The sequence below is a fragment of the Pseudomonas allokribbensis genome, assembly GCF_014863605.1.
Taxonomy (GTDB): domain Bacteria; phylum Pseudomonadota; class Gammaproteobacteria; order Pseudomonadales; family Pseudomonadaceae; genus Aquipseudomonas; species Aquipseudomonas allokribbensis.
The window spans coordinates 4,382,316-4,403,615 of record NZ_CP062252.1 but is presented as its reverse complement, the minus strand read 5'-3'; the positions used below and the strand labels follow the sequence as shown (position 1 = coordinate 4,403,615).

At 62.3% G+C, this 21,300-nt stretch carries 23 protein-coding genes and 2 pseudogenes; 13 read left to right on the top strand and 12 right to left on the bottom strand.

The window, feature by feature from the left end:
- Positions 1–102: 102 nt before the first annotated feature.
- From codA to IF199_RS20070, 5 genes are all read right to left on the bottom strand, one after another.
- On the bottom strand, positions 103–1,344 hold the full coding sequence (gene codA, locus IF199_RS20090) for a cytosine deaminase (RefSeq protein ID WP_102622360.1): 1,242 nt from the start codon (positions 1,342–1,344) through the stop codon (positions 103–105).
- 13 nt (positions 1,345–1,357) lie between these two features.
- A complete protein-coding gene (codB, locus tag IF199_RS20085; RefSeq protein WP_102622361.1) occupies positions 1,358–2,629 on the bottom strand; it encodes a cytosine permease in 1,272 nt (423 codons plus the stop codon).
- A gap of 176 nt (positions 2,630–2,805) precedes the next feature.
- Positions 2,806–3,618 carry an alpha/beta fold hydrolase gene (locus IF199_RS20080; RefSeq protein ID WP_192558517.1) on the bottom strand — a complete coding sequence of 271 codons (813 nt, stop codon included), beginning with the start codon at positions 3,616–3,618 and terminating at the stop codon, positions 2,806–2,808.
- Between the two features lie 84 nt (positions 3,619–3,702).
- Positions 3,703–4,059 carry a 6-carboxytetrahydropterin synthase QueD gene (gene queD, locus IF199_RS20075; protein WP_007955941.1) on the bottom strand — a complete coding sequence of 119 codons (357 nt, stop codon included), beginning with the start codon at positions 4,057–4,059 and terminating at the stop codon, positions 3,703–3,705.
- Between the two features lie 86 nt (positions 4,060–4,145).
- Positions 4,146–5,225, bottom strand: a complete 1,080-nt coding sequence (locus tag IF199_RS20070; protein WP_192558516.1) for a patatin-like phospholipase family protein — start codon at positions 5,223–5,225, stop codon at positions 4,146–4,148.
- A 149-nt stretch (positions 5,226–5,374) separates the two neighbouring features.
- On the opposite strand from IF199_RS20070, the gene IF199_RS20065 reads away from it, so the two are divergent.
- The 4 genes from IF199_RS20065 to IF199_RS20050 are packed head-to-tail and all read left to right on the top strand — an operon-like array spanning position 5,375 to position 7,994.
- The gene (locus tag IF199_RS20065) at positions 5,375–5,686 is read left to right on the top strand and encodes a PepSY domain-containing protein (protein WP_096822002.1); all 312 of its coding nucleotides are present in this window, start codon (positions 5,375–5,377) and stop codon (positions 5,684–5,686) included.
- A complete protein-coding gene (locus tag IF199_RS20060; protein WP_096822001.1) occupies positions 5,686–6,012 on the top strand; it encodes a PepSY domain-containing protein in 327 nt (108 codons plus the stop codon). Before IF199_RS20065 ends, IF199_RS20060 begins: the two co-directional genes overlap by 1 nt.
- A 3-nt stretch (positions 6,013–6,015) precedes the next feature.
- Complete coding sequence (locus IF199_RS20055; protein ID WP_192558515.1) at positions 6,016–6,684, top strand: response regulator transcription factor; 669 nt, start codon at positions 6,016–6,018, stop codon at positions 6,682–6,684.
- Entirely contained in the window at positions 6,681–7,994 is a 1,314-nt protein-coding gene (locus IF199_RS20050) for an ATP-binding protein (protein ID WP_192558514.1), read from the top strand. The genes IF199_RS20055 and IF199_RS20050 overlap by 4 nt, the downstream gene beginning before the upstream one ends.
- A 40-nt stretch (positions 7,995–8,034) precedes the next feature.
- On the opposite strand, the gene IF199_RS30620 is transcribed toward IF199_RS20050, so the two are convergent.
- Both IF199_RS30620 and IF199_RS30735 read right to left on the bottom strand, forming a co-directional pair.
- On the bottom strand, positions 8,035–8,790 hold the full coding sequence (locus IF199_RS30620) for a methyl-accepting chemotaxis protein (RefSeq protein ID WP_404943238.1): 756 nt from the start codon (positions 8,788–8,790) through the stop codon (positions 8,035–8,037).
- 102 nt (positions 8,791–8,892) lie between these two features.
- Positions 8,893–9,039 (bottom strand): annotated as a pseudogene (locus tag IF199_RS30735) (HAMP domain-containing protein); the annotation flags it as partial.
- Positions 9,040–10,496: 1,457 nt separating this feature from the next.
- Between IF199_RS30735 and IF199_RS20040 the strand changes: the two are divergent.
- The 3 genes and pseudogenes from IF199_RS20040 (at position 10,497) to IF199_RS30605 (ending at position 13,624) form a co-directional block, all read left to right on the top strand.
- Positions 10,497–11,816, top strand: coding sequence for a Na+/H+ antiporter family protein (locus IF199_RS20040; RefSeq protein WP_096821997.1), 1,320 nt, complete (start codon positions 10,497–10,499; stop codon positions 11,814–11,816).
- A 125-nt stretch (positions 11,817–11,941) separates the two neighbouring features.
- A pseudogene (locus IF199_RS30610) lies at positions 11,942–12,718 on the top strand (cache domain-containing protein); the annotation flags it as partial.
- Positions 12,719–12,802: 84 nt separating this feature from the next.
- Positions 12,803–13,624 (top strand): methyl-accepting chemotaxis protein, encoded by an 822-nt coding sequence (locus IF199_RS30605; protein ID WP_371855536.1) that lies wholly within the window; start codon positions 12,803–12,805, stop codon positions 13,622–13,624.
- 21 nt (positions 13,625–13,645) lie between these two features.
- Here the strand turns inward: IF199_RS30605 and IF199_RS20030 are convergent, their stop codons facing one another.
- The gene (locus IF199_RS20030; RefSeq protein ID WP_192558512.1) at positions 13,646–14,581 is read right to left on the bottom strand and encodes a LysR family transcriptional regulator; all 936 of its coding nucleotides are present in this window, start codon (positions 14,579–14,581) and stop codon (positions 13,646–13,648) included.
- Between the two features lie 111 nt (positions 14,582–14,692).
- Between IF199_RS20030 and IF199_RS20025 the strand changes: the two genes are divergently transcribed.
- From IF199_RS20025 to IF199_RS20015, 3 genes are all read left to right on the top strand, one after another.
- The gene (locus tag IF199_RS20025; protein ID WP_192558511.1) at positions 14,693–15,181 is read left to right on the top strand and encodes a DMT family transporter; all 489 of its coding nucleotides are present in this window, start codon (positions 14,693–14,695) and stop codon (positions 15,179–15,181) included.
- 4 nt (positions 15,182–15,185) lie between these two features.
- Positions 15,186–15,641 carry a DMT family transporter gene (locus IF199_RS20020; RefSeq protein WP_192558510.1) on the top strand — a complete coding sequence of 152 codons (456 nt, stop codon included), beginning with the start codon at positions 15,186–15,188 and terminating at the stop codon, positions 15,639–15,641.
- A gap of 421 nt (positions 15,642–16,062) precedes the next feature.
- A complete protein-coding gene (locus IF199_RS20015; RefSeq protein WP_074689145.1) occupies positions 16,063–16,230 on the top strand; it encodes a metallothionein in 168 nt (55 codons plus the stop codon).
- A 23-nt stretch (positions 16,231–16,253) separates the two neighbouring features.
- Here IF199_RS20015 and IF199_RS20010 read toward each other — a convergent pair whose 3' ends face one another.
- On the bottom strand, positions 16,254–16,526 hold the full coding sequence (locus IF199_RS20010; protein WP_096821994.1) for a hypothetical protein: 273 nt from the start codon (positions 16,524–16,526) through the stop codon (positions 16,254–16,256).
- A gap of 38 nt (positions 16,527–16,564) precedes the next feature.
- Complete coding sequence (locus IF199_RS20005; RefSeq protein WP_096821993.1) at positions 16,565–16,792, bottom strand: DUF6555 family protein; 228 nt, start codon at positions 16,790–16,792, stop codon at positions 16,565–16,567.
- Between the two features lie 137 nt (positions 16,793–16,929).
- On the opposite strand from IF199_RS20005, the gene IF199_RS20000 reads away from it, so the two are divergent.
- From IF199_RS20000 to IF199_RS19990, 3 genes are all read left to right on the top strand, one after another.
- Positions 16,930–17,718, top strand: coding sequence for an AraC family transcriptional regulator (locus IF199_RS20000; RefSeq protein ID WP_192558509.1), 789 nt, complete (start codon positions 16,930–16,932; stop codon positions 17,716–17,718).
- Between the two features lie 89 nt (positions 17,719–17,807).
- Positions 17,808–17,981: a DUF1427 family protein gene (locus IF199_RS19995; protein ID WP_085733565.1), complete on the top strand. Its 174-nt coding sequence runs from the start codon at positions 17,808–17,810 to the stop codon at positions 17,979–17,981.
- Positions 17,982–18,011: 30 nt separating this feature from the next.
- Positions 18,012–18,968, top strand: a complete 957-nt coding sequence (locus IF199_RS19990) for a quinone oxidoreductase family protein (RefSeq protein ID WP_192558508.1) — start codon at positions 18,012–18,014, stop codon at positions 18,966–18,968.
- A 3-nt stretch (positions 18,969–18,971) separates the two neighbouring features.
- Here IF199_RS19990 and IF199_RS19985 read toward each other — a convergent pair whose 3' ends face one another.
- Both IF199_RS19985 and IF199_RS19980 read right to left on the bottom strand, forming a co-directional pair.
- On the bottom strand, positions 18,972–19,994 hold the full coding sequence (locus IF199_RS19985) for a purine-nucleoside phosphorylase (protein ID WP_192558507.1): 1,023 nt from the start codon (positions 19,992–19,994) through the stop codon (positions 18,972–18,974).
- Positions 19,995–20,008: 14 nt separating this feature from the next.
- The gene (locus IF199_RS19980) at positions 20,009–20,968 is read right to left on the bottom strand and encodes a nucleoside-specific channel-forming protein Tsx (protein WP_096821989.1); all 960 of its coding nucleotides are present in this window, start codon (positions 20,966–20,968) and stop codon (positions 20,009–20,011) included.
- Positions 20,969–21,300 lie beyond the last annotated feature (332 nt).

The following is a 21,300-nucleotide window of genomic DNA, read 5'->3' as shown; positions in this document are numbered from 1 at the left end:
TGGACTTCACTGTGAGCCGGTTCGCTGCGGTTGTCGCCTGTCAGATCTGACAGGCCGGCTCTATCGTTTTGCGATAAGGCCGGCCCGATCCATAACCACGGCTCAACCCTCGACGAACTCCACCACCGGCATCTGCCGCTTCATCAACACCTTGCCGCCTCGGATCGAATACAGCGGCAGGCCCTGGCTGCGGATCACTTCATAATCGCTGTCCGCCGACAGAATCAGCAGGTTCGCCGGGCGGCCCTGTTCAAGGCCGTAGCGTTCACCAAGGTGCATGGCCTTGGCGCTGTTGTCGGTGACCAGGTCCAGTGCGCTTTGCAGGTTGCGGTAACCGAGCATGTGGCAGATGTGCAGCCCGGCTTCGAGTACGCGCAGGATGTTGCCGTTGCCCAGTGGATACCATGGGTCGACGATCGAATCCTGACCGAAGCAGACGTTCATGCCTGCTTCAAGCAGCTCGTTGACGCGGGTCACGCCACGGCGTTTCGGGAAGGTGTCGAAGCGGCCTTGCAAGTGAATGCTTTCGGTCGGGCAGGAGACAAAACTGATCCCCGAGTGCCCGAGCAGGCGGAACAGTTTGGCGCAGTAGGCGTTGTCGTAGGAACCCATCGCCGTGGTGTGGCTGGCCGTCACGAGCGCGCCCATGTCACGGCTGCGGGCCTCTTCGGCCAGCACTTCGAGGAAGCGCGAATGCGGGTCGTCGGTTTCGTCGCAGTGCACGTCCACCAGGCAACCGGTGCGCTCGGCCAGGTCCATCAGAAACTTCACCGAGCTGACGCCCTGATCGCGGGTGTATTCGAAATGCGGAATCCCGCCGACCACGTCTGCGCCCATGCGGATCGCTTCTTCCATCAGTTCGCGGCCATTGCGAAACGACTCGATGCCTTCCTGAGGGAACGCGACGATTTGCAGGTCGATCAGGTGACGGCTTTCTTCGCGCACTTCGAGCATCGCTTTGAGCGCGGTGAGTTGCGGGTCGGTGACGTCGACGTGGGTGCGCACGTGCTGGATGCCATGGGCGGCCAGGGACTGAATGGTTTTCTTGGCGCGGGCCTTGGTGTCTTCCTGGGTGATGGTGACCTTGCGTTCACCCCAGCATTCGATGCCTTCGAACAGCGTGCCGCTCATGTTCCAGCGTGGCTCGCCGGCGGTCAGGGTGGCGTCGAGGTGAATGTGCGGCTCGACGAAGGGCGGCACCACCAGATTGCCGCCGGCGTCGAGGTCGTCGGGGCCCAGGGTCGGCGCTTCGGTCTGGCGCGCGATGCTGCGGATCAGGCCATCTTCCAGGTGCAATTCGTGCAGACCTTCCTGGTTGCGCAGTCGGGCGTTGATGATGTGCATCGGGCGAATCCTTTTATAGATCTTGTAGAGGGGCGGCCGCGTTGCGGGCGCCGAGCAGGCCGGTCACTGCGATATACGTTAACGCGGCAACGGCGATCCCGACCAGCGGCGCGACCCACGGCGAGCCGAAGGCTGCGACGGTTCCAGCCGCGTAGGCCGCCAGTCCCGGCCAGTTGAACGCGGGCAGGCGCGCATCGGCAAGACGTGGATATTGACCGCGCCAGCGGAAGAAAAAGTCCGCCATGATCACCCCGCCAATCGGCGGAATCACCGTGCCGAGCAGGATCAGATAAGGCACCAGCATGTCGTACATGCCCAGCAGCGCGAGTGCGGTGCCGATCACGGCACCGACCAGGGTCACGGTCTTGCGGCGCCCGGTGCGCAGCAGGTTGCAACCGGCGACGGCGAAGTTGTAGATGGTGTTGTCCTGGGTGCTCCAGATGTTCAGCAAGAGCATCGCCATCGCCGCCATGGCGAAGCCTTGCAACAGCAACACTTCGACCACGTCGGGTTGTTGATAGACGATCGCGCCGTAAGCGCCGATCAGCACCATCAGTCCGTTGCCGATGAAAAAGCCAATGAGGCTGGCCAGCACCGCGACCCGTGCCGAACGGGAAAAGCGCGTCCAGTTGGTGGCCTGGGTCGCGCCGCTGACGAAGGTGCCGAATACCAGCGTGATGGCGGTTGACCAATCCAGCGAACCGCTGGGTACGACACTGAGCAATCCGTCGAGGCCGCCGACTTTCACGGTGGCGACCCACATCGACAGCATCAGCAGCAACATCATCGCCGGTACCGCGATGTACGACAGGATCTCCAGGCCGCGATAACCGACATACGCCGTGGCGCAGAACACCAGGCCGAACAGCACCATCAGCCCCAGCACCGTGCCTTCGTTCAGGTCGAAATACTTGCCGAGCACCACCGCCGCCGTCGCGGTGCCCCAGGCGTACCAGCCGATCTGGGTGAACCCGAGAATCAGGTCGCTGAGTTTGCTGCCGACTTCGCCAAAACAGAAACGTCCCATCAGCACCGAATTCAGGCCGCTCTTGAAGGCGATGTAACCGAGGCCTGCGGCGTACACGCCGAGCAGCAGGTTGCCGATGACGATGACGGCGAGCATTTCGCCGAAATTGAATGCCACACCGAGCTTGCCGCCGGCAAACATGGTCGCGGTGAAGAAGGTGAATCCCAGCAGCACCATCGCCGTGGAGGCCAGGCCTTTGCGTGCGTGCATCGGGACTTCACTGAGGGGGTAATCGTTGCCGGGATCGTTCTGCGTCATGGGGGCGTTCCTTGCTGGAAAGGGGAGGACGCGGGGGATGTTGCAGTGGTCGTGCCAAACGCGATGTTGCGGGTATTTATAGACGAGACACGGATGATCGGCGCGAAAGCAGTGCATTTGGCGCCGTGCCGAACCATGGGGGAGCAGGGCGTCCCCCACGAGGTCATGGGATTCGATCAGAGGAACCGCAGCAGCGCAGCAACGATGGCTTCAGGCGCATCTTCCTGCACCAGATGTCCGGCATTCGGGATCGGATGAAACTGTGATCCAGGGATCATCTGGTGCAAGGCCCGGCCGCGTTCAATGGGAATCCACTGATCCTCCTCACCCCAGAGAATCTGCACCGGGCAGCGAATCGTCGGGTACAGCGGCTGAGTTTCCAGTGTGTAGCGCTGGTCCATCTGCGCGATCTGCCGGTAGAACGCCGCTTGCCCCGGATCGCCCAGCCACGGCTGCACGTAGGGCGCCAGTTCATCATCCGGAATGTCACGATGAATCGCCCCACGAATGTAGGCCGGGACGATGGCGCGCTGGATGTAATCGGGCAGGCCGCTGAACGCCGCTTCATGCTGGCGCACGTGCTGCACGAATGGCGAGCCCCAGGGCGTCAGCGCGACCGGATCGATCAGCGTCAGGGTGCGGTAATCCTTGCCATTGAGCAGATGCGCGCGCAGGGCCGTGGCGCCGCCGAAGTCGTGGGCAACCACGTCCGGGCGTTGCAGGCCCCAGTGATCCAGCAACTGCGCGAGCAATTCGTTTTGCACGCCGAGGGAGACGTCGGCGTCCGGTTGCTCGGACCGCCCGTAGCCCAGCAGGTCGAAGTAATGCACCCGATGGCTGGCGAAAAAATGCGGCGCGATGCGGTGCCACACGTAGGAAGAGAAGGGTGTGCCGTGCACGAACACCAGCGGCGGGCCGTCGCCGCGCACCCCGTGGCGAATCTGTCGCCCGTTGAAGTCAAAGACCTGATCCAGCAGCCAGTCCGTCATGGGCCTGTCCTCTTGGCGGGTTCGAGCCAAAAAGCATAGGCGTAAAAAAACCACCGGTCTCGGTGGTTTTTTGTGTCGCGGGATTTACTCGCCGCGATAGATGCAACCGCTGGTGCAGGTCTCGTGGATGCGGATCGCACTGAGTTCCGGCAGCAGGGGCTTCAACTCATTCCAGATGAACTTGGCCAGCACTTCGCTGGTCGGGTTCTCAAGGCCCGGAATGTCGTTCAGGTAGTTGTGGTCCAGACGCTCGTACAGCGGCTTGAAAATCGCCTTGATCTCGGAGAAATCACGGATCCAGCCGGTGTGCGGGTCGAGGTCGCCGCTCAGGTGAATCGCCACTTTGAACGAGTGACCGTGCAGGCGTCCACACTTGTGGCCGTCCGGTACGTGGGGCAGGCGGTGGGCGGATTCGAACGTAAATTCCTTGAAGATTTCCACAGTGTTTTCAGCTCTGTTGAGATGGCGTTCGCCGCAGCGAATTCGGGCAGGCGGCGAGTTTACCAGCTTGTCCCCGGCTGTGCTGACTAAAGGGTCAGCAAGCGCTCGGCGAGGCGACCATTGGCAGTCAGTTCCAGGAACTCGTCGCCCAGCCGGCGACTTTCGTCCATCGCCGCGCGCCAGTATTTCTGCCGGCTCGGTGCATCGCCCATGAAGCGCTTGAAGTCGTTACGGTCGGGGAGTTTGCCGTAGGGCAGGCGCGCCAGGTATTCCTTGGACGGCGCGAGCAACAGCACGTCCTGCAGGCGTTCCACCGAGGCTTTGCGCCAGGGCAGGGTCTTGTCGAACCAGCCCGGAATCACCCGGTCGGTGAAGTGCGGATAGAGCACGATGCCGTCGCCGTTGTAGGGCAGGTCGAGGTGATAGTCCAGCAGACCGCCATCGCGGAACGTGCCGGCTCCGGCGCCCGGCAGGTCGCGCACGCCTTCCATGACCATCGGGATCGAACCGGACGCAAGCAGCGCCTGGCGCAGGTTCCCGGCGTTGAGGGTGACGAAGCGCGACGGGAAATCGTTCAGCGCATGCACCGGCGGCGCCAGGCGCGGGTCGTGGATGATCAGCCGTTCAAAGTGCCGCGACAGCCGCGCGCGGCCCCGCAGGTTGTCGGCGATCACCGAACCCAGCGCCAGCCCGAGCCGGCCGCGATGATCGTCCGCCAGCCGCCCGTGGCTTTTGACCACCATGATGTTCAAGCGGTAATGGGCGTTGTCGAGCAGTACGGCATCGCGACCGTCAAGCAGGTCATCGAGCATGCGCTGCGAACTGCGGCTGACGTCGCCGATGGTCACGCCTTTGTTGAAGTTTTGCTCGGTGTACAGATGACCGAGGCGACGAATGCCTTCGGCGGCATCCGGCAGGCAGGCGCTGGCGAAGCGCCAGGAGCCCACCGACGCACCGATCAGCGAGCGCTCGCGCGGTGCGGCCGGCAGCCACTCGCCGAACAGCGCCAGATCCAGCCCCTGAATCCCCAACGCCTTCGGCCCACCGGCAGCGCCCGGCAGTGTGCCGACGTCGGCGGCGTTCAGGCCCTGGGCGCGGATGCGTGCCATGGCACGTGGGCCAGCCTTGAGGGTGAGGGCAGGAAACTTGATGTGGATGGCTGTCATACCGGTCTCGATCGTTAGCAAGCGAAGAATTATAAACACATGTTGCCGGCCCTGCAGGAGCGGGTTCGATGATGGCAGTTCAGTTTCAATTAAGTTCGAATCGCTAAGGTGTCCGCCAAGGAAGCACTACCAGATATCAGGAGACACTCATGAAAATCCTCGCGACCCTGTTCATCGCGCTCCTGTTCTACGGCCTGACCTCGAACCTCGCCCACACCCGCGACTTGCTTGCCGATGAAGCCCGAAAACTGATCGACGCTGGTACCATTGTGCCGATTGAGACCGTCAAGGCCACGGCCATGGCCCGCCATCCGGATTCGACAGTCATCGATATCGAACTGGAAAAGCGCTACGGCTTTTATCTGTACCAGATCGAGCTGAAAGATCCGCAAGGCGTGGAATGGGAAATGGAACTGGACGCGAGCGACGGGCTGTTGCGCAAGGATCATCAGGACACTTAATGAAATTGTTTTTGCCGTATTCATCGACGCGCGCCACGGGCCTTATGGCCCTGGCGCTCGTTGCGTTCTGCTCGGCGCCGCTCGCTCGCGACCTGAATCAGGACGAAGCCCTGCGCCTGCGTCAGCAGGGGGTGATTCTGCCGCTGGAGCAGGTGCTGCATAACGCGCTGGATCGCTACCCCGGCGCGAAACTGCTGGAAGTCGAGCTGGAAGAAAAACACGACGTCTACATTTACGAAGTCGAGTTGCTGACCGTCGACGGTGTGACACGCGAGCTGCATCTCGAGGCCGCCACCGGCCGCTTACTGAAAGACAAGGAAGATTGACCGATGCGTTTGCTTCTGGTGGAAGACCACGTCCCCCTGGCCGATGAACTGATCGCCGGCCTGCAACGCCAGGGCTACGCCGTGGACTGGCTGGCGGACGGCCGTGATGCGGTTTATCAGGGCCGCAGCGAGCCGTACGACCTGATCGTTCTCGACCTTGGCTTGCCGGGCGTGCCGGGCCTTGAAGTGCTGGCGCAATGGCGCGCCGGTGGGCTGGCGACGCCGGTGCTGATCCTCACTGCCCGGGATTCCTGGGCCGAGCGCATCGAAGGCCTGAAGGCCGGTGCCGACGATTACCTGACCAAACCCTTCCACCCGGAAGAACTGCATTTGCGCATTCAATCGCTGCTGCGCCGCTCCAAGGGCCAGGCCAACCAGCCGACGCTCAAGTCGGCGGGGCTGCATCTGGACGAGGGCCGCCAGTGCGTCGTGCGCGGCGGCGCCGATATTCAACTGACCGCCGCCGAGTTCCGCCTGCTGCGCTACTTCATGCTGCACCCGGAGCAGATCCTTTCCAAAAGCCACCTCGCCGAACACCTCTACGACGGTGAAACCGAGCGCGACTCCAACGTGCTTGAAGTCCACGTCAACCACCTGCGCCGCAAACTCGGCAAAAGCGTGATCGAAACCCGTCGCGGCCAGGGTTATCTGTTCGGCGGACAAGCTTCGTGAGATCGATCCAGCGCCGCTTGAGCCTGGGTCTGATCAGCGTGATGGTGATCGTCGGCCTGGTGCTGGCGCAAACCAGTCTGTGGCTGTTCGAAGTGGGTTTGCAGCGTTACCTCGAAGCCGGCCTGCGCAACGACAGCGAGAGCCTGCTGGTGGCGCTGGTGCGCGGCCCGCAAGGCTTGCAGCTGGACGAGCGGCACTTGTCGCCGGCCTATCAGCGGCCGTTTTCCGGGCATTACTTCCGCATCGATTTCGCCGAGAGTCACTGGCGCTCCCGTTCGTTGTGGGATCAGGAACTGCCGCTGCTGGAACGGCCAGGCCTGCACAGCAATCTGCAACTGGGGCCGGACGGTCAGCAACTGCTGGTGCTGCGCTCGGATTACAAACGGCTCGGCCAGTCGATCTCGATCAGCGTGGCCCAGGATTACACGCCGGTGCGCGAGAGCTTCCAGCGCATGCGTCAGGTCGGGTTGGGGCTCGGGCTGGCCGGGTTGTTGCTGATTCTGATCCTGCAACGGCTGACCGTGCGCCGGGCCTTGCGACCACTGGAAAAGGCTCGCGAGCAAATCGCCCAGTTGCAGCAGGGCCAACGCTCACAACTCGATGAACAGGTGCCGACGGAACTGGAGCCGCTGGTGGCCCAGATCAACCATTTGCTGGCGCACACCGAAGACAGCCTCAAGCGTTCGCGCAATGCCTTGGGCAACCTCGGGCACGCGTTGAAAACTCCGCTGGCGGTGCTGCTGAGCCTGGCCTCGAACGAAAAGCTCGATGCTCATCCCGAGTTGCGCAAGATCCTCAAGGAACAACTGGAACAGGTGCAGCAACGGCTTAACCGCGAGCTCAATCGTGCGCGACTCTCCGGCGATGCGTTGCCGGGGGCGCTGTTCGATTGCGATGCGGAACTGCCGGGGCTGCTGGCGACGTTGAACATGATCCACGGCGAACACCTGGCATTGAGCTACGTCGCGCCGACCGGGCTGCAATTGCCGTGGGACCGTGAAGACCTGCTGGAATTGCTCGGCAACCTGCTGGACAACGCCTGCAAATGGGCGGATGCCGAGGTGCGTCTGAGCGTGGTCGAGAAGGCTGAAGGTTTTGTGCTGAGTGTGGAGGACGACGGGCCGGGGATTCCCGAGGCGCAGCGTGATCAGGTGTTCAGCCGGGGTACGCGGCTGGATGAGCAGACCCACGGGCATGGCCTGGGGCTGGGGATTGTGCGGGATATTGTTGAGACTTGGGGTGGGGGTTTGGTGTTGGGGGAGAGTGAGTGGGGTGGGTTGAGGGTGGAGATTCAGTTGCCTCGGCGTTAAACCCGCTCCCACAGGGATCTGTGGTGAGCGGGCTTGAGCGTCAGACCCGGAACTGATCCATAAGACTCTGCTGCTGATTCGCCAGACTATTGAGCGACTGACTCACCCGCGCCGATTCATTCGCCTGCCCCGACAGCGACTCCGTCACATCACGAATGGTCGCCACGTTGTTGTTGATCTCTTCGGCCACCGCGCTCTGTTCTTCGGCGGCGCTGGCGATCTGCAGGTTCATGTCGCTGATCACCGTTACCGCATCGCCGATCTGGCGCAGCGCGGTCACGGCCTGGCCGACCTGTTCGACGCTGCCCTGAGCCTGACGATGGCTGTTGCCCATCGAGCCGACCACGTCCTGGGTGCCGCTTTGCAGTTGCTCGATCACCTGGCGGGTTTCTTCCACCGATTCCTGGGTGCGGCGAGCGAGGTTGCGCACTTCGTCGGCGACCACCGCAAAGCCACGTCCAGCTTCACCGGCGCGGGCGGCTTCGATGGCAGCGTTGAGCGCCAGCAGGTTGGTCTGCTCGGCGATGGCGCGGATGGTTTCCAGCACCGCGCCGATTTTCTCGCTGTTGGCGGCCAGGCCTTCGACCTGGATCATCGCGGCGCTCATGTCGGCGGCGAGGTGGTCGATGCTGGCGGTGGTGCGGTCGATCACGGTCAGGCCCTGACGGGTAGCGCGATCGGCATCTTTTGCCGCTTCGGCCGCTTGGGCGGCGCTGCGGGCCACGTCCTGGGCAGTGGCGCTCATTTCGTGGGACGCGGTGGCGACCTGATCGACCTGACGGTATTGCTGCTCCATGCCGGCGCTGGTCTGGGTGGCAATGGCCGAAGACTGGTCAGCAGTGTTACGCGCGTCCTGCACCGAGCGTTTCACCTCGGCGATGATCGGTTGCAGCTTGTCGAGGAAGCGGTTGAACCAACCGGCCAACTGACCGAGTTCGTCTTTCTTGTCATAGGCCAGACGGCGGGTCAGGTCGCCTTCGCCGCTGGCGATGTCTTCCAGCATGTGGGCCACGCCAAGGATCGGTTTGGTCACGCTGCGTGCCATCAGCCACACCAGCAGCAGGCCGACCAGCGCGGCGAGCACGCCCAGGCTCAGTTCGATCAGCGTGCCGGAGGTGTTGCTCGCATCCAGTTGCTGCTTGAGCGCTTCGGCGCGGCTGACCAGGACTTTCTCCGGCACATCGAGCAGCACGCCCCAGGATGGGCCACCGGGAATCGGCTGGAACGGCGACAGCACTTTCAGCTGCGCATTGCTGTGCAGGCTGCTGACGGTTTTGCTCGAGGCCAGCAGGCGCAGCAATTCAGCGCCGCTGGTGGTGTCCACGGCGTCGAGGCGCTGGCTGAGTTTGCTGGCGTCCGGGCTGTAACCGGCGAGCAGGCCGGCGGGGCTGATGATGCTCACGGCGGTCTGGCCGTCATAGAGCTTTTTGCTGGCGCCCTGGCTGATCGCTTGCAGGCTGTTGAGGTTGATGTCCACTGACAGCGAGGCGATGACTTTGCCGTTGACCATCAGCGGGAACACGATGCTGGTCATCAGCACGTTTTGCCCGTCGATCACATAGAAGTACGGTTCGATCACGCACGGCTTGAGCGTGGTACGCGGGCAGGTGAACCAGGCGTTGGCGGCCTGGCCGCTGGGGCCGGTGCTGGTGTCGGCCATGTCGCTTTCCGGCAGCGCCATCGAGGTCACTTTGCCCGGGGTCGGCTGCGACCAGTACAGGGCGAAGCGGCCCTTGTCGTTGCTGCCCAGTTCGGCCTGGCCGGCAAACAGTTCATCCTTGCCGTCCAGCGCGTTGGCTTCGAACACCAGCGACAGGCCGAGCAATTCCGGGTTGGCCTGCAGCGCCGATTTCACCTGACGGGTCATGTCTTCGCGCAGGTCGAAGGCATCGAGGAAGCGCTTCTCGGCCTGTTCGCGCAGGAACAGCACCTGCCGCGAGAAGCCGTGGCCATATTGATAGGCGTCCATGAACTGCTGGCGAATGCCTGCCGCCTGAACTTCGCCCTGGGATTCGATGCGAGCCTGGGCCGACTCGGTGAGCATTTCCATGCTCGAAGCTTTCACCAGTTCAGAACTGTGCTCCATGCGATACAGCGAAAGACCCACCAACAGGGTCACGATACCGGCCAGGCAGAGCCCGGCGAGCAGGGTGATTTTCCATTGGATGGAAAGTTGTCTGAGCGACATGGAGACGTCCTTATTCGATAAATATCTGAGACTTTGCACTGTAACGGCCGCGTTTCGACTTTCTTTATGGCGCAAATGCAATATGGCGAATTGACGCACGTTGTGGCGGATATGCCATCGTTCGCAGTTTGATCATGGAAAGTTACACAGTGTCGCGACCGGTCGCTTTGACACTGCGCCCGCTCTGCGGCACAGTGCGCGCCCTTCTAATAAGACCCTCTATGCAAATCCGCTGGCGACCCTCGTGGCTTGCCGGCCGGACTCATCCTGTCTGGCGGTGAATGGCTTTACCGTCGTGTTTTTGAGGTAGTGAAATGAATGCAGTGATTGCTGCGGTCGGTGTCATGCTGATCCTCAGCCTGTCCCGTGTGCATGTGGTGATCGCGTTGATCGTCGGTGCGCTGGTCGGTGGCCTGACTGGCGGCCTGGGCATCGACGCCACGCTCAAGGCGTTCAACAGTGGCCTGGGCGGCGGTGCGACGGTGGCGTTGTCCTACGCGTTGCTCGGTGCTTTCGCGGTGGCGATTGCCAAGTCCGGCCTGGCTCATGCGCTGGCCGACAAGGCCCTGGCGATGGTCGATCGCCAGCATGCGACCGGGGGCGGCAGCGTCAAATGGCTGCTGATCGGCCTGCTGTGGGTGGTGGCGATTGCTTCGCAGAACATCCTGCCGATCCACATCGCGTTCATTCCGTTGCTGGTGCCGCCGCTTCTATATGTACTGACCAAGCTGCAACTGGATCGCCGGCTGATCGCCTGCGTCATGACCTTCGGCCTGATCACGCCGTACATGGTGTTTCCGGTCGGCTTCGGCAACATCTTCCTCAACCAGATCCTGCTGGCCAACGTCAGCAAGGCCGGCGTGGACATCAGCCAGGTCAACGTCATGCACGCGATGGCCATCCCGGCGGCGGGCATGGTGTTCGGTCTGTTGATGGCGGTGTTCTTCAGCTACCGCAAGAAGCGTGTCTACGACCTGGAAAAGATCGAGCAGGTGGAGCAGGTCAGCGTCGCCTACAACCCGATGACGATCGGCATCGCCGGCCTGGCTATCGCCGCAGCCTTCATTATTCAGTTGCTGCTGGATTCGATGATTATCGGGGCGCTGGCCGGGTTTCTGATTTTCTCGGCGTCGGGCATCGTCAAGTGGCGCGAGACTGACGGGCTGTTCACCGAAGGCATGAAGATGATGGCGATGATCGGCTTCATCATGATCGCCGCCTCAGGGTTTGCCGAAGTGCTGAAGGCTACCGGCGAGGTGCGCACACTGGTCGAAAGCGCGGCGGCGCAGATTGATCACAGCAAGGCCATTGGCGCGCTGCTGATGCTGCTGGTGGGGCTGATGGTGACCATCGGTATCGGTTCGTCGTTCTCCACGGTGCCGATTCTGGCGGCGATTTTCGTGCCGCTGTGCGTGCAGCTGGGTTTCAGCCCGATGGCGATTGTCTGCATCGTCGGCACGGCCGGTGCTCTGGGCGACACCGGTTCGCCAGCCTCGGACTCGACCCTCGGCCCGACCTCCGGCCTGAACATCGACGGCCAGCATCACCACATCTGGGACACCGTGGTGCCGACCTTCCTGCACTACAATCTGCCGTTGCTGGCGGCGGGCTGGATGGCCGCGATGGTCTTGTAAGCCCCAAACCGGATCGTTACTGCTCAGTGAGTGGTAACGATCTGGTTAAGACCCAGCTCAACTTTTGCTTTCGCGTGCCGTTAACGCCTTTAACCACGCCAATAAAACCAAAAGAGTGAGCACCCATGCGCCTGAGTCTCAAGGCTAAAGTCCTGTCCCTTGCCGTCCTTCCGGTCTTGCTCTTTGCGCTGGTGATCAGCCTGACCACGCTGTTCATCCTCCAGGAGCAGGCGCACAAGGAAGTCGAACAGACCCGCGAACGCCTGCTCGGTGACGCCAAGGCCACCCTGGCCAGCTACGTCGCCGTGGCCATGACCACCATCAAACCGTTGTACGACGCTGCCGCCCCCGGTGACGCCGACGCGCGGGCGCAGGTGATCAAACTGCTGTCGAGCATCAAGTACGGCAAGGACGGCTACTTCTTCGGCTACGACTCCGAGACCGTGCGCCTGTTCAAGTCCACCGACCCTGACGGCGTGGGCAAAAGCTTCAAGGACAACCGCGACCCGAACGGCGTCTACGTCAACCGCGACTTGGTGAAAGTCGCGAAGGACGGCACCCATTACCTGCAATACAGCTCGCCGCTGCCGGGTAACGCGCAGGTGCTGGTGCCGAAACTCGGTTACACCGAATACCTGCCGAAGTGGGACATGGCGTTCGGTACCTCGGTCAACCTCGACGGCATCGAGGCGCAAGTGGCGCTGGTTCAGGCCCAGGTTCAGGACCGAATGGAAGGCGTGGTGCTGAGCATCGTCGGCGTGGCGGTGATCGTGTTGCTGGTGATCGCGGTGGCGGGGCTGGTGCTGGCCAATACCATTTTGCGGCCGCTGACCCTGATGAAAGCCAACCTCGACGACATCGCGGCGGGTGAGGGCGACCTGACTCGTCGCCTGACCATCACCAGCCAGGACGAACTCGGTGAACTGGCCGGCTCGTTCAACCGTTTCGTCGACAAGATCCACGGTCTGGTGCGGCAGATCACCGAGATGACTTCGCAACTGACCGGGCTGGTGACGCAGGTCTCGGATCAGGCCCAGCGCTCCGATCAGGCCATGGAACGTCAGCGCCACGAGACCGATCAGGTGGCGACGGCGATCAACGAAATGTCCGCCGCCGCGCAGGAAGTTGCCAAAAGCGCACAGAACGCCGCCGTTGCCGCGCAGCAGACCGACGAAGAAGGCCAGACCGCCAAACGCGTGGTGGCCGGCAGCATCAAGCAGATTCATGCGCTGGTGGACGACATCCGCAGCAGTGGCGTGTCCCTCGACAGCCTGCAGCAGGACGTGTCGTCGATTGTCGGCGTGCTCGGGGTGATCCGCTCGATCGCCGAACAGACCAACTTGCTGGCACTCAACGCCGCGATTGAAGCAGCACGGGCCGGTGAGGCCGGGCGTGGGTTTGCGGTGGTGGCGGATGAAGTGCGGGCGCTGGCCTCGCGCACGCAGATCAGCACTCAGGAAATTCAGGGGATGATTGATCGCTTGCAGGCCGGTACGCAGTCGGCGGTCGAGGCGATGCGCCGTTCCAGTGAAGCGGGTGACGGCACGTCTGCCCAGGCCAATCAGGCGGGGGCGTCGCTCGACGCCATGGCGGATCTGATTGCGACCATCAACTCGATGAACGCCCAGATCGCCAGCGCCGCCGAAGAGCAGACAGCCGTTGCCGAAGAGATCAATCGCAGCGTGCATCAGATCGCGGTGGCGGTGGATAACGTGGCGGATGAGACACAGTTGGGGGCGCAGACTTCGCGGAGTCTGGCGGATTTGGGGCAGCGGTTGGGCAAACTGGTCGGCCAGTTCAGGATCTGATGGCGTTGCTGGGACAGACCCTCACGGTCTGTCCCAATACGGCACCTCGCCAAAACACTCGATGAAAAAGTCGATGACCGTCCGCACCTTCACCGACAACCGCCGGCTCCCCGGCCACAGCACCGCAATCTGCTGCGGCTCGACACTGTTCGACACCTGAAACTCCCCCAACACCGGCACCAGCGTGCCCTCACGCACCGCCTCGCCGATCAGCCATGACGGAAACATCACCAGCCCCAGCCCTTGCACAGCGGCCTGGGTCAGGGTGTCGGCGTGGTTGCCAGTGATCGGGCCCTTGACCGAATACGGCGTCCACTCGCCCTGATCCTGACGGAAAAACCAGCGCTGCTGGCCGGTCGCGCCCTTGTAGGCCAGGCACTGGTGGCGGGCGAGGTCTTCGGGATGCTGCGGTGTGCCGAAGCGCTTGAGATACGCCGGGCTGGCCGCGACCTGAAACCGGTGCGGTGCCAGGATCCGTGCCTGCATGCTCGAATCGTGCAGCGGGCCGATGCGGAACAGCAGGTCGGCGCCTTCCTGCAACGGGTCGATGTAGTGGTCGGTCTGCTGGATGTCCAGTTGCAGCTTCGGGTAGCGCTCGCACAGACGGCCTAGCCATGGCGTCAGATGACGTTGGCCGAACACCACCGGGGCGTTGATCCGCACCAGTCCGGTCGGTTCGCTTTGCTGTTCCTGCAACGCCTGTTCGGCTTCCTCCAGTTGCACCAGCACCAGCCGCGCGTGGTGGCCGAGCATGCGCCCGGCTTCGGTCGGCGTCACTGCACGGGTGTGTCGATAAAGCAGTTGCTGGTTCAGCGCTTGCTCCATCAACTGGATCTGCCGGGAAATCGAGGAGGGCGCCACGCCCTCGCGGCGGGCGACTTCGGAAAAGCTGCCGTGATCGAGCACGGCCACAAACAGCCTTAGCGCCTTGAATCCCAGTTCGTTGAGCCCGTGCATCGTGTGTCCTGCTGTGCGAGTTACGCAAAAGTGTTGTCAGGATGCTCCCATTTATCGCACAGATGCGCCAGCCGATAATCCGCGCCATCGTGTCCTTCAGAGGTTTTTCAGATGCAGTCGTTTGATGAAGTGAGTGCTGCGCCGGCTCCTGTCGTCCGGTCCGGTTTGCGCTTGTTGCTGTTGCCGTTGGTGATTCTGGCCGGCATGGGTTTGTCGGTGGAGGCCGGGTTGCTCGGGCCGCTGGGTGAGCAGGTCGGGCACCTGTGGGCGACCTTGAGCATCTTCGGGGTTGGCTCGGCGATTCTGTTTTTGCTGTTGCTGTTTGCGGGGCCGCAGAAGGGGCCGGCGCTGACCGATTTGCCGCGCTGGCAGTTGATCGGCGGGTTTCTGGGGCCGATGTATGTGGTGGTGCTGACGTTGGCGACGCCGCATATCGGGATTGCGATGACCATGATCGCGATCCTGTCGGGGCAGGTGGGCAAGAGTGTGCTGATTGACCATTTCGGTTGGTTTGGGGCTACGCGCAAGAAGGTCAATGCTGAGCGTTGGCTGGCGTTGGGGTTGATTGTGGCGGCTTTGGTTTTGATTGCGCGGGGGTGATGAGATGAGTCTGGTTGTTTTGTTGGCGGTGGTGGTGTTGGCCGGTGCGGTGTTGAGTGTGCAGGCGGCGATCAATGGACGTCTGGGTGAAACCGTCGGCGTTCTGCGCAGCAGTTTGTTGACGTTTGTGGTGGGGGCAGTTTCGACGGGGTTGTTGATTCTGTTTTTTGAGCCTGCGCAGGTGGTGAGTTTGTTGGAGGTGCCAAAGTGGCAGTTGAGTGGGGCGTTGTTTGGGGTGGTTTATATGATGGTGATGGTGGGGGCGGTGCCTCGGGTGGGGACGGCTGTGGCGACGGTGGCGGTGATTGTCGGGCAACTGGGGATGGGGATGTTGATTGATAATTTTGGGTGGTTGGGGAATCCGGCGATTGAGCTGTCTTCGAGTCGGGTTTTGGCGATGGTTTGTTTGGGGTTGGCGTTGGTGTTTATGTATCGCAGTAGCGTGCGTCAGGCTGTTTGAACTTGGCGGCCTTTGGGCCGACCAGGTTCTCGGGTTATTGAGTACATATCCGTTTCTGCGGGTGCGGCCGCTGGCGGTTTCGCTCTTACAGCGACTCACTTTTGCAGACGCCCAAAAGTAAGCAAAACGCTGGGCCCCGGCGTTCGGCCCGCTCGCTGGGGCTCGGGGTTCCTTCGTTACGGGATTCATCCGGGGGCATCGCCTCCGGTTTGCTTCGCTGCACCTCCTCTCGATGTGTTCGACTTCGTCGAACGGCGCTGCGCGCCTACCCCCGGATGAATCCCTTCACTCAGCCTGCCGAAGGGGCCAGCACGGCAAAAGCGTTTCTCGAGCTAACGCTCATCGTGGTCAGCACCTTCTACACTGTCAGCACGGCTTGTTCTTTCAGCCTCAGACAACCACCACCAAAGGAGTCTGTTCCATGGCAGATAGAAAATGCGATTGTCCGGGATGTCGTTGCACGATCAAGGAGGGTGAGCATTCTTATGTGGCGCACGGTAAGCATTATTGCTGTGAGGCCTGCGCGCATCATCACAAAAGTGGCGAGGAGTGTTCTGGCAAGGGTTGCCAGTGCGCGCACCCGAAATAACGGGCTGCATGAAAAAGTGGAGCCTAGTCGGGCTCCACTTCCAGTTTCAGGCTGTCGTCGTCCAGGCGTTCGGTATGGCGGACGGTGCCTTGCAGGCGTCGGCCTTCGACTCGGACGTCGACGGTTGTGGCCTGTTCGAGGTCTTCCGGCTGTGGGGCCGGGACGCGCAGGGCGAAGCAGTAGGGATCGTTTTCGACGGGTTCCAGGCCAACCGGGCAGTCGATGCTTCTGGTGACTCGGCCGGAGGCGGTGTCCAGGCTGTAGTCCAGGTGCGCCGGGCTGCTGATGGTCGTCATGTGTGTTCCCCCGAATTAGTCCCCACCTGCGCCACAGCTTAGCTTGCCGGTCGCCACGTGACGTTTTCCACGCCGAATTTTTCCGCCGCGGGCTTGCTGGTCTTTTGCACCTTTTCCCGGCCGAAACGCGGGATGCGGCCCACCCCGGCGTCGCAGCTTGCCCAGTGCCACGCCTCGGTGTTGTCCATTTTGTCCGAGCGGATAATGAACGACTTCGGCGCGCCGTGAAGGGTGTATTCGATGACAAACAGTTTTGCGTTGTTCATAAAGCCCGTCTTCCTCCCTGTGGTAATAGAAGGATCGTCGCGCACCGGGAAAATTCACTCGGATTGTCCGACGGTATCTATCAATGGCGAGCGAGGGGGCGGACTGGTTACCATGGCGTTTCCGTCAACCCCGATGAATGTTCGCCATGGCCCTCGCCGCGCCCCCCGATCTGAGTGATACCGATGTGCCGGTGCAACCGCTGGCCCGCACGTATCCGCGTGGGCTGTTCATCGAGCCGCATGAGCATGTCTGGGGGCAATTGCTGTATGCGATGAGCGGGGTGATGTGGGTCGAGACCCCGCACGAGGCGTTGGTGGTGCCGCCGCAGCGGGCGGTGTGGTTGCCGCCGGGCGTGTCCCACGGGATTCGCGTGGTGTCGGATTTGCAGATGCGCAATATCTACCTGCGCCCGGCGCTGGCGGCGACGCTGGATGAAACCGTGCAGGTGATCGAGGTCGGTGGTCTGCTGCGCGAGTTGATCGTCGGGCTGGTGGAGCAGGGCGACAGCGGCGATGCCGAGTATTACGAAGCGTTGGTCGGGCTGGCGCTGCTGGAGCTGAGACGCGCAAGGCGTTCACAGTTGAAGATTCCGCTGCCGGACGATGCCGACCGGCGGCTGATGAGTCTGTGTCAGGCGGTGATGGCTGCGCCGTCGCTGGAGATTCCTTTTGAGCAACACGCCGAAAACGCCGGGGCCAGCGTGCGTACGCTTGCACGGTTGTTCAAGGAAGGCCTGGGCATGGGCTTCGCCGAGTGGCGGCGGCAGGTGCAGTTGGCGACGGCGGTGGCGGAGTTGATCCAGGGCGTGCCGGTCAGCGCGATTGCCCGTGAGCTGGGTTATTCGCCGAGCAGTTTCAGCGACATGTTCCGCCGCGAGCTGGGCGTGGCGCCTTCGCAGTTCAGTGCCGGGCAGCTTCCAGGCTGATTTGGCCGAAATTCAGAAGTCCTTGGCCGGTGCCGGTCGCAGCCTTTCCCTAGACTTTGCCCATTCCCTTTATGTGGCGGAGTGATCCCATGAACTACCTGATTTCCCTGGGCATCGGTCTGGGCGTCGGCCTGCTGTATGGCGCGCTGGATTTCCGTTCCCCGGCGCCACCGGCCATCGCGCTGGTCGGCCTGTTGGGCATGCTGGCGGGCGAGCAGTTGTGGCCGATGGGCCGGCAACTGGTCAGTGGCTGGCTGTCCTGAATTTCCTTTTTTCATTCGGTGGATCAACTCATGAAAGCACTGCAATTCGATAAAACCGGCGACTTGTCTTCCCTGCGCTTCGTCGAGGTGCCGACACCGGTGCCGGGGGCTGACGAGGTGCTGGTGCAGATCAAGGCGGCGGGCCTGAATCCCAGCGACGTGAAGAACGTGCTCGGGCGTTTCCCTTACACCACGCTGCCGCGTATTCCCGGGCGGGATTTTGCCGGGGTGGTGGTCGAGGGGCCGCAGGCGCTGATTGGTCAGGAAGTCTGGGGCACCGGACGTGAGCTGGGCTTTTTCGCCGACGGCTCCCATGCGCAGTTCGTCAAACTGCCGGCCAATGGCGTGGCGCACAAACCTTCGCACCTGAGTTTCACCCAGGCCGCCAGCCTCGGTGTGCCTTACACCACAGCGTGGGATGCGCTGGAGCGCAGTCTGGTCAGCGCTGAAACCCGTTTGCTGGTGATCGGCGGCGGGGCGGTGGCGACGGCGGCACTGGCGCTGGCCAAGGTGCGCGGCGCGCAGTTGCTGGCGGCGGCGCGGCGGCCGGAGCAGGTCAAGGATTTGCAGGCGCAGGGTTATCAGACGATCCAACTGGACGAGCCCGAGGAGCTTGGCGCTCAGGTCAACGCGGTGTACCGCGGTGGCGCCGACGTGATCTTCGACACCACCGGGTTCTGGCTGCCGGCCTCGGTGCCGGCGCTGGCCCCGTTCGGGCGCATCGCGATCATCGCCGCGCCGGTGGACGGGCATGTGCAACTGCCGGCGCTGGCCCTGTATCGCAAGGGCGGTTCGGTGGTCGGCATCAACTCCCTGCTGTACGGCGTTGAAGCCTGTGCGGCGATGCTCGAACAGTTCGGCCGGTTCTTCGACGAAGACTTGCTGCCACTGCCGCAAGGGCTTGTCGAAGCGCCGCTGGCCGAAGGACTGGCGCGCTATGCCGATGTGAATCAGGGCAGTGGCGACAAGATCATCCTGATGCCTTGATCCTCAGGCTTCAGGGACGCCGTTCTCCCACGCCGACCAGTGCTTCAGGATGTCCTGCACCAGCGGATGACCTGCGCGGTAGAGGTTTTCCAGTGCCGGGACAAATCCGCCTTGATCGGCGTACTTGAGCAGGTTGTCCACTTCGCTACCGCCCGGCGCCGGGCGGTCGAAGTCGGAGCCGGCGCGCACCACGGCCAGGCGCTGCACGTCCACCAGGCCCTCGCGGCTGGCGCGTAGCAGGGCCTCGTAGGTGGAGTTGTCTTCCTGCTGAGTGGTGCAGTAATCGCCTTTGTTGTCGGTCAGCAGTTTGGTCCAGACTTCGGCGCGTTCGCTCAGGCGTGTGCCGGAGAACCAGGTGTTGCCCGCCAGCGTGTCGCAGCGGGTGACCACGGGCGGCTGATTGGCCGGTGCTACCGGGTATTTCAGGCGCCACGCGGCCGATTCCTTGCTCTCGCTCAGTTCGACCTTGTGGCTCAGGGCGAAGGCCTTGGCCTGTAGTTTCGGGTTGAGTTCGAAGACTTCGGTCTTGTAGTCCAGCGGCGGTTTTTCATTCGGGCCTTTAGTGTTGATGCCGAGGTAACCGGTCGGCCAACTCGATGGCGCATCGCGCGAATCCAGTTCCCACTGGGTGCCGAACTCGACCAGATAATGCGCCCAGGCAGCGGTGCCGATGGTCCCGTGTTTGGGGCTGATGCCGGCAATCCCGGCGATCAGGAAGTAGCTTTTGCGCAGGTCGAATTTCGGCGACAGCGCCAGTGCCAGGGTCGAGGCGGCGGCGTTGGTCTGACCCATACCGGTGGTCATCAGGCACACCTGCTGCGTGTTGCAGCGAATGACCGGATACTCGGCCGACAGGCCCGGCACGCGGATTTCCTGCTTGAGTTCGAGACGATCGATCCAGTGCTGAGCTTCCGGGGCGAACATGGTGATCAGCACCACTTTCGGCTGAATCGGTGCCTCGGCCGCCCAAGCGGTGGAAGAGAGCAGGGCTGCGGTGGCCAGTGATACTCGCGTCATTGCTTTCATGATTGCTCCTGGATTCAGAACTGATAACCGATGCCGGCGTAGTAACCCCAGCCGTTGGAACGTGCGCGGAAGTTGCCGTCGCCGAAGTTGAGCTCGCTGCCGTCCTCCCAGTTGCCGCCGTTGTGGAAGTAACGGCCGACCAGGGTGAAGCGCAGGTGCGTGAACGAGTACAGCAACACGTTGGTCGCCACCGTGGCATTGGCGGTGCGCGCCGGGTTGTCCTTGTGCAGGTCCGAGCCGAAATCGAAGTTGGTGAAACCAATGTAGGTCAGCGAGGCACCGTTGCTGAACTTGTCGATCGGCACGATGTACTTCAGCTGCGCGCGGTAGCCATCCCACGAATACTCGTTGCTGGCGCCGTAGTTTTCCCACTGGTAGCGCCCGTACAGGTTGGCCGACAGGTTGACCCGCGAGTGGGTGTCGATGTCGGTACCCAAACCGCTGTACAGCGTGTTGGCACGGTTCTCCTTGCGGCTGCCGTGATCGTAGATCCAGTCGAACGCCACGTACCATTCCTTGAACGGCCCGATGGCCAGGCTGCGGCCGGCGAGGTAGTCGATGGAGATGCGCGGTTCGTGTTCCATGAACACCGGCGAGCCGTGATCCCACACGCCTTTGTCGTGGCTGTTGCCGATGTTGAAGATCTTCGGAATGTCGACGTAGCCGTACAGCTCGAACGGGCCCTTGCGCCCGAAGTACTCATATTCCAGATAGATATCGTCGGCCGGTTGCGGGCCGAAGCTGATGTCCTTGCTGCCGATCAGCATCAGGTCCTGGTTGTACCAGTCCGACAGGTACGCGCCTTTTTTCGGCGGGCTGGCTTCGGGGCTGAGGGCTTCGCCCTGGGCAGATTCTTCGGGCAGGGCAGGTTGCGCCAGCGCGGTGTGGCTGAGAACTCCGGTAACGCCGGCCAGTAGCAGGGAAACAGCAACGGTGCGCGCACCACGACGGCGGCGGCAGGAAGAAACGTGCATTCAAAGTCCTTTTTGCGGATCAAGGCCCGAAAAAGCGGGCTTGTACGGTTCTGTAACGAAATTGTGAGTAACGGCGACTCGCAAACGTTTGCACAACCCGTACCAGTTTCGCAAGACGCTGAAAAACAGATCAATTCAGTGATTTACCTGGCCCTTCGGTCAGGCATGGCTCAGGCCTTCCCCGAAAGCACTCAAGCTCGTGCTCAGAACGGCTCGGAGCATCGCTCAAGCGGCTTATCGCACAAAAGTATTAACACTATTTAACCGGTGCCCCATCGCAGGGCATCAACTAGCGTGTGTCTGGAATAGACGGTTTATCTGATGACCGTCAT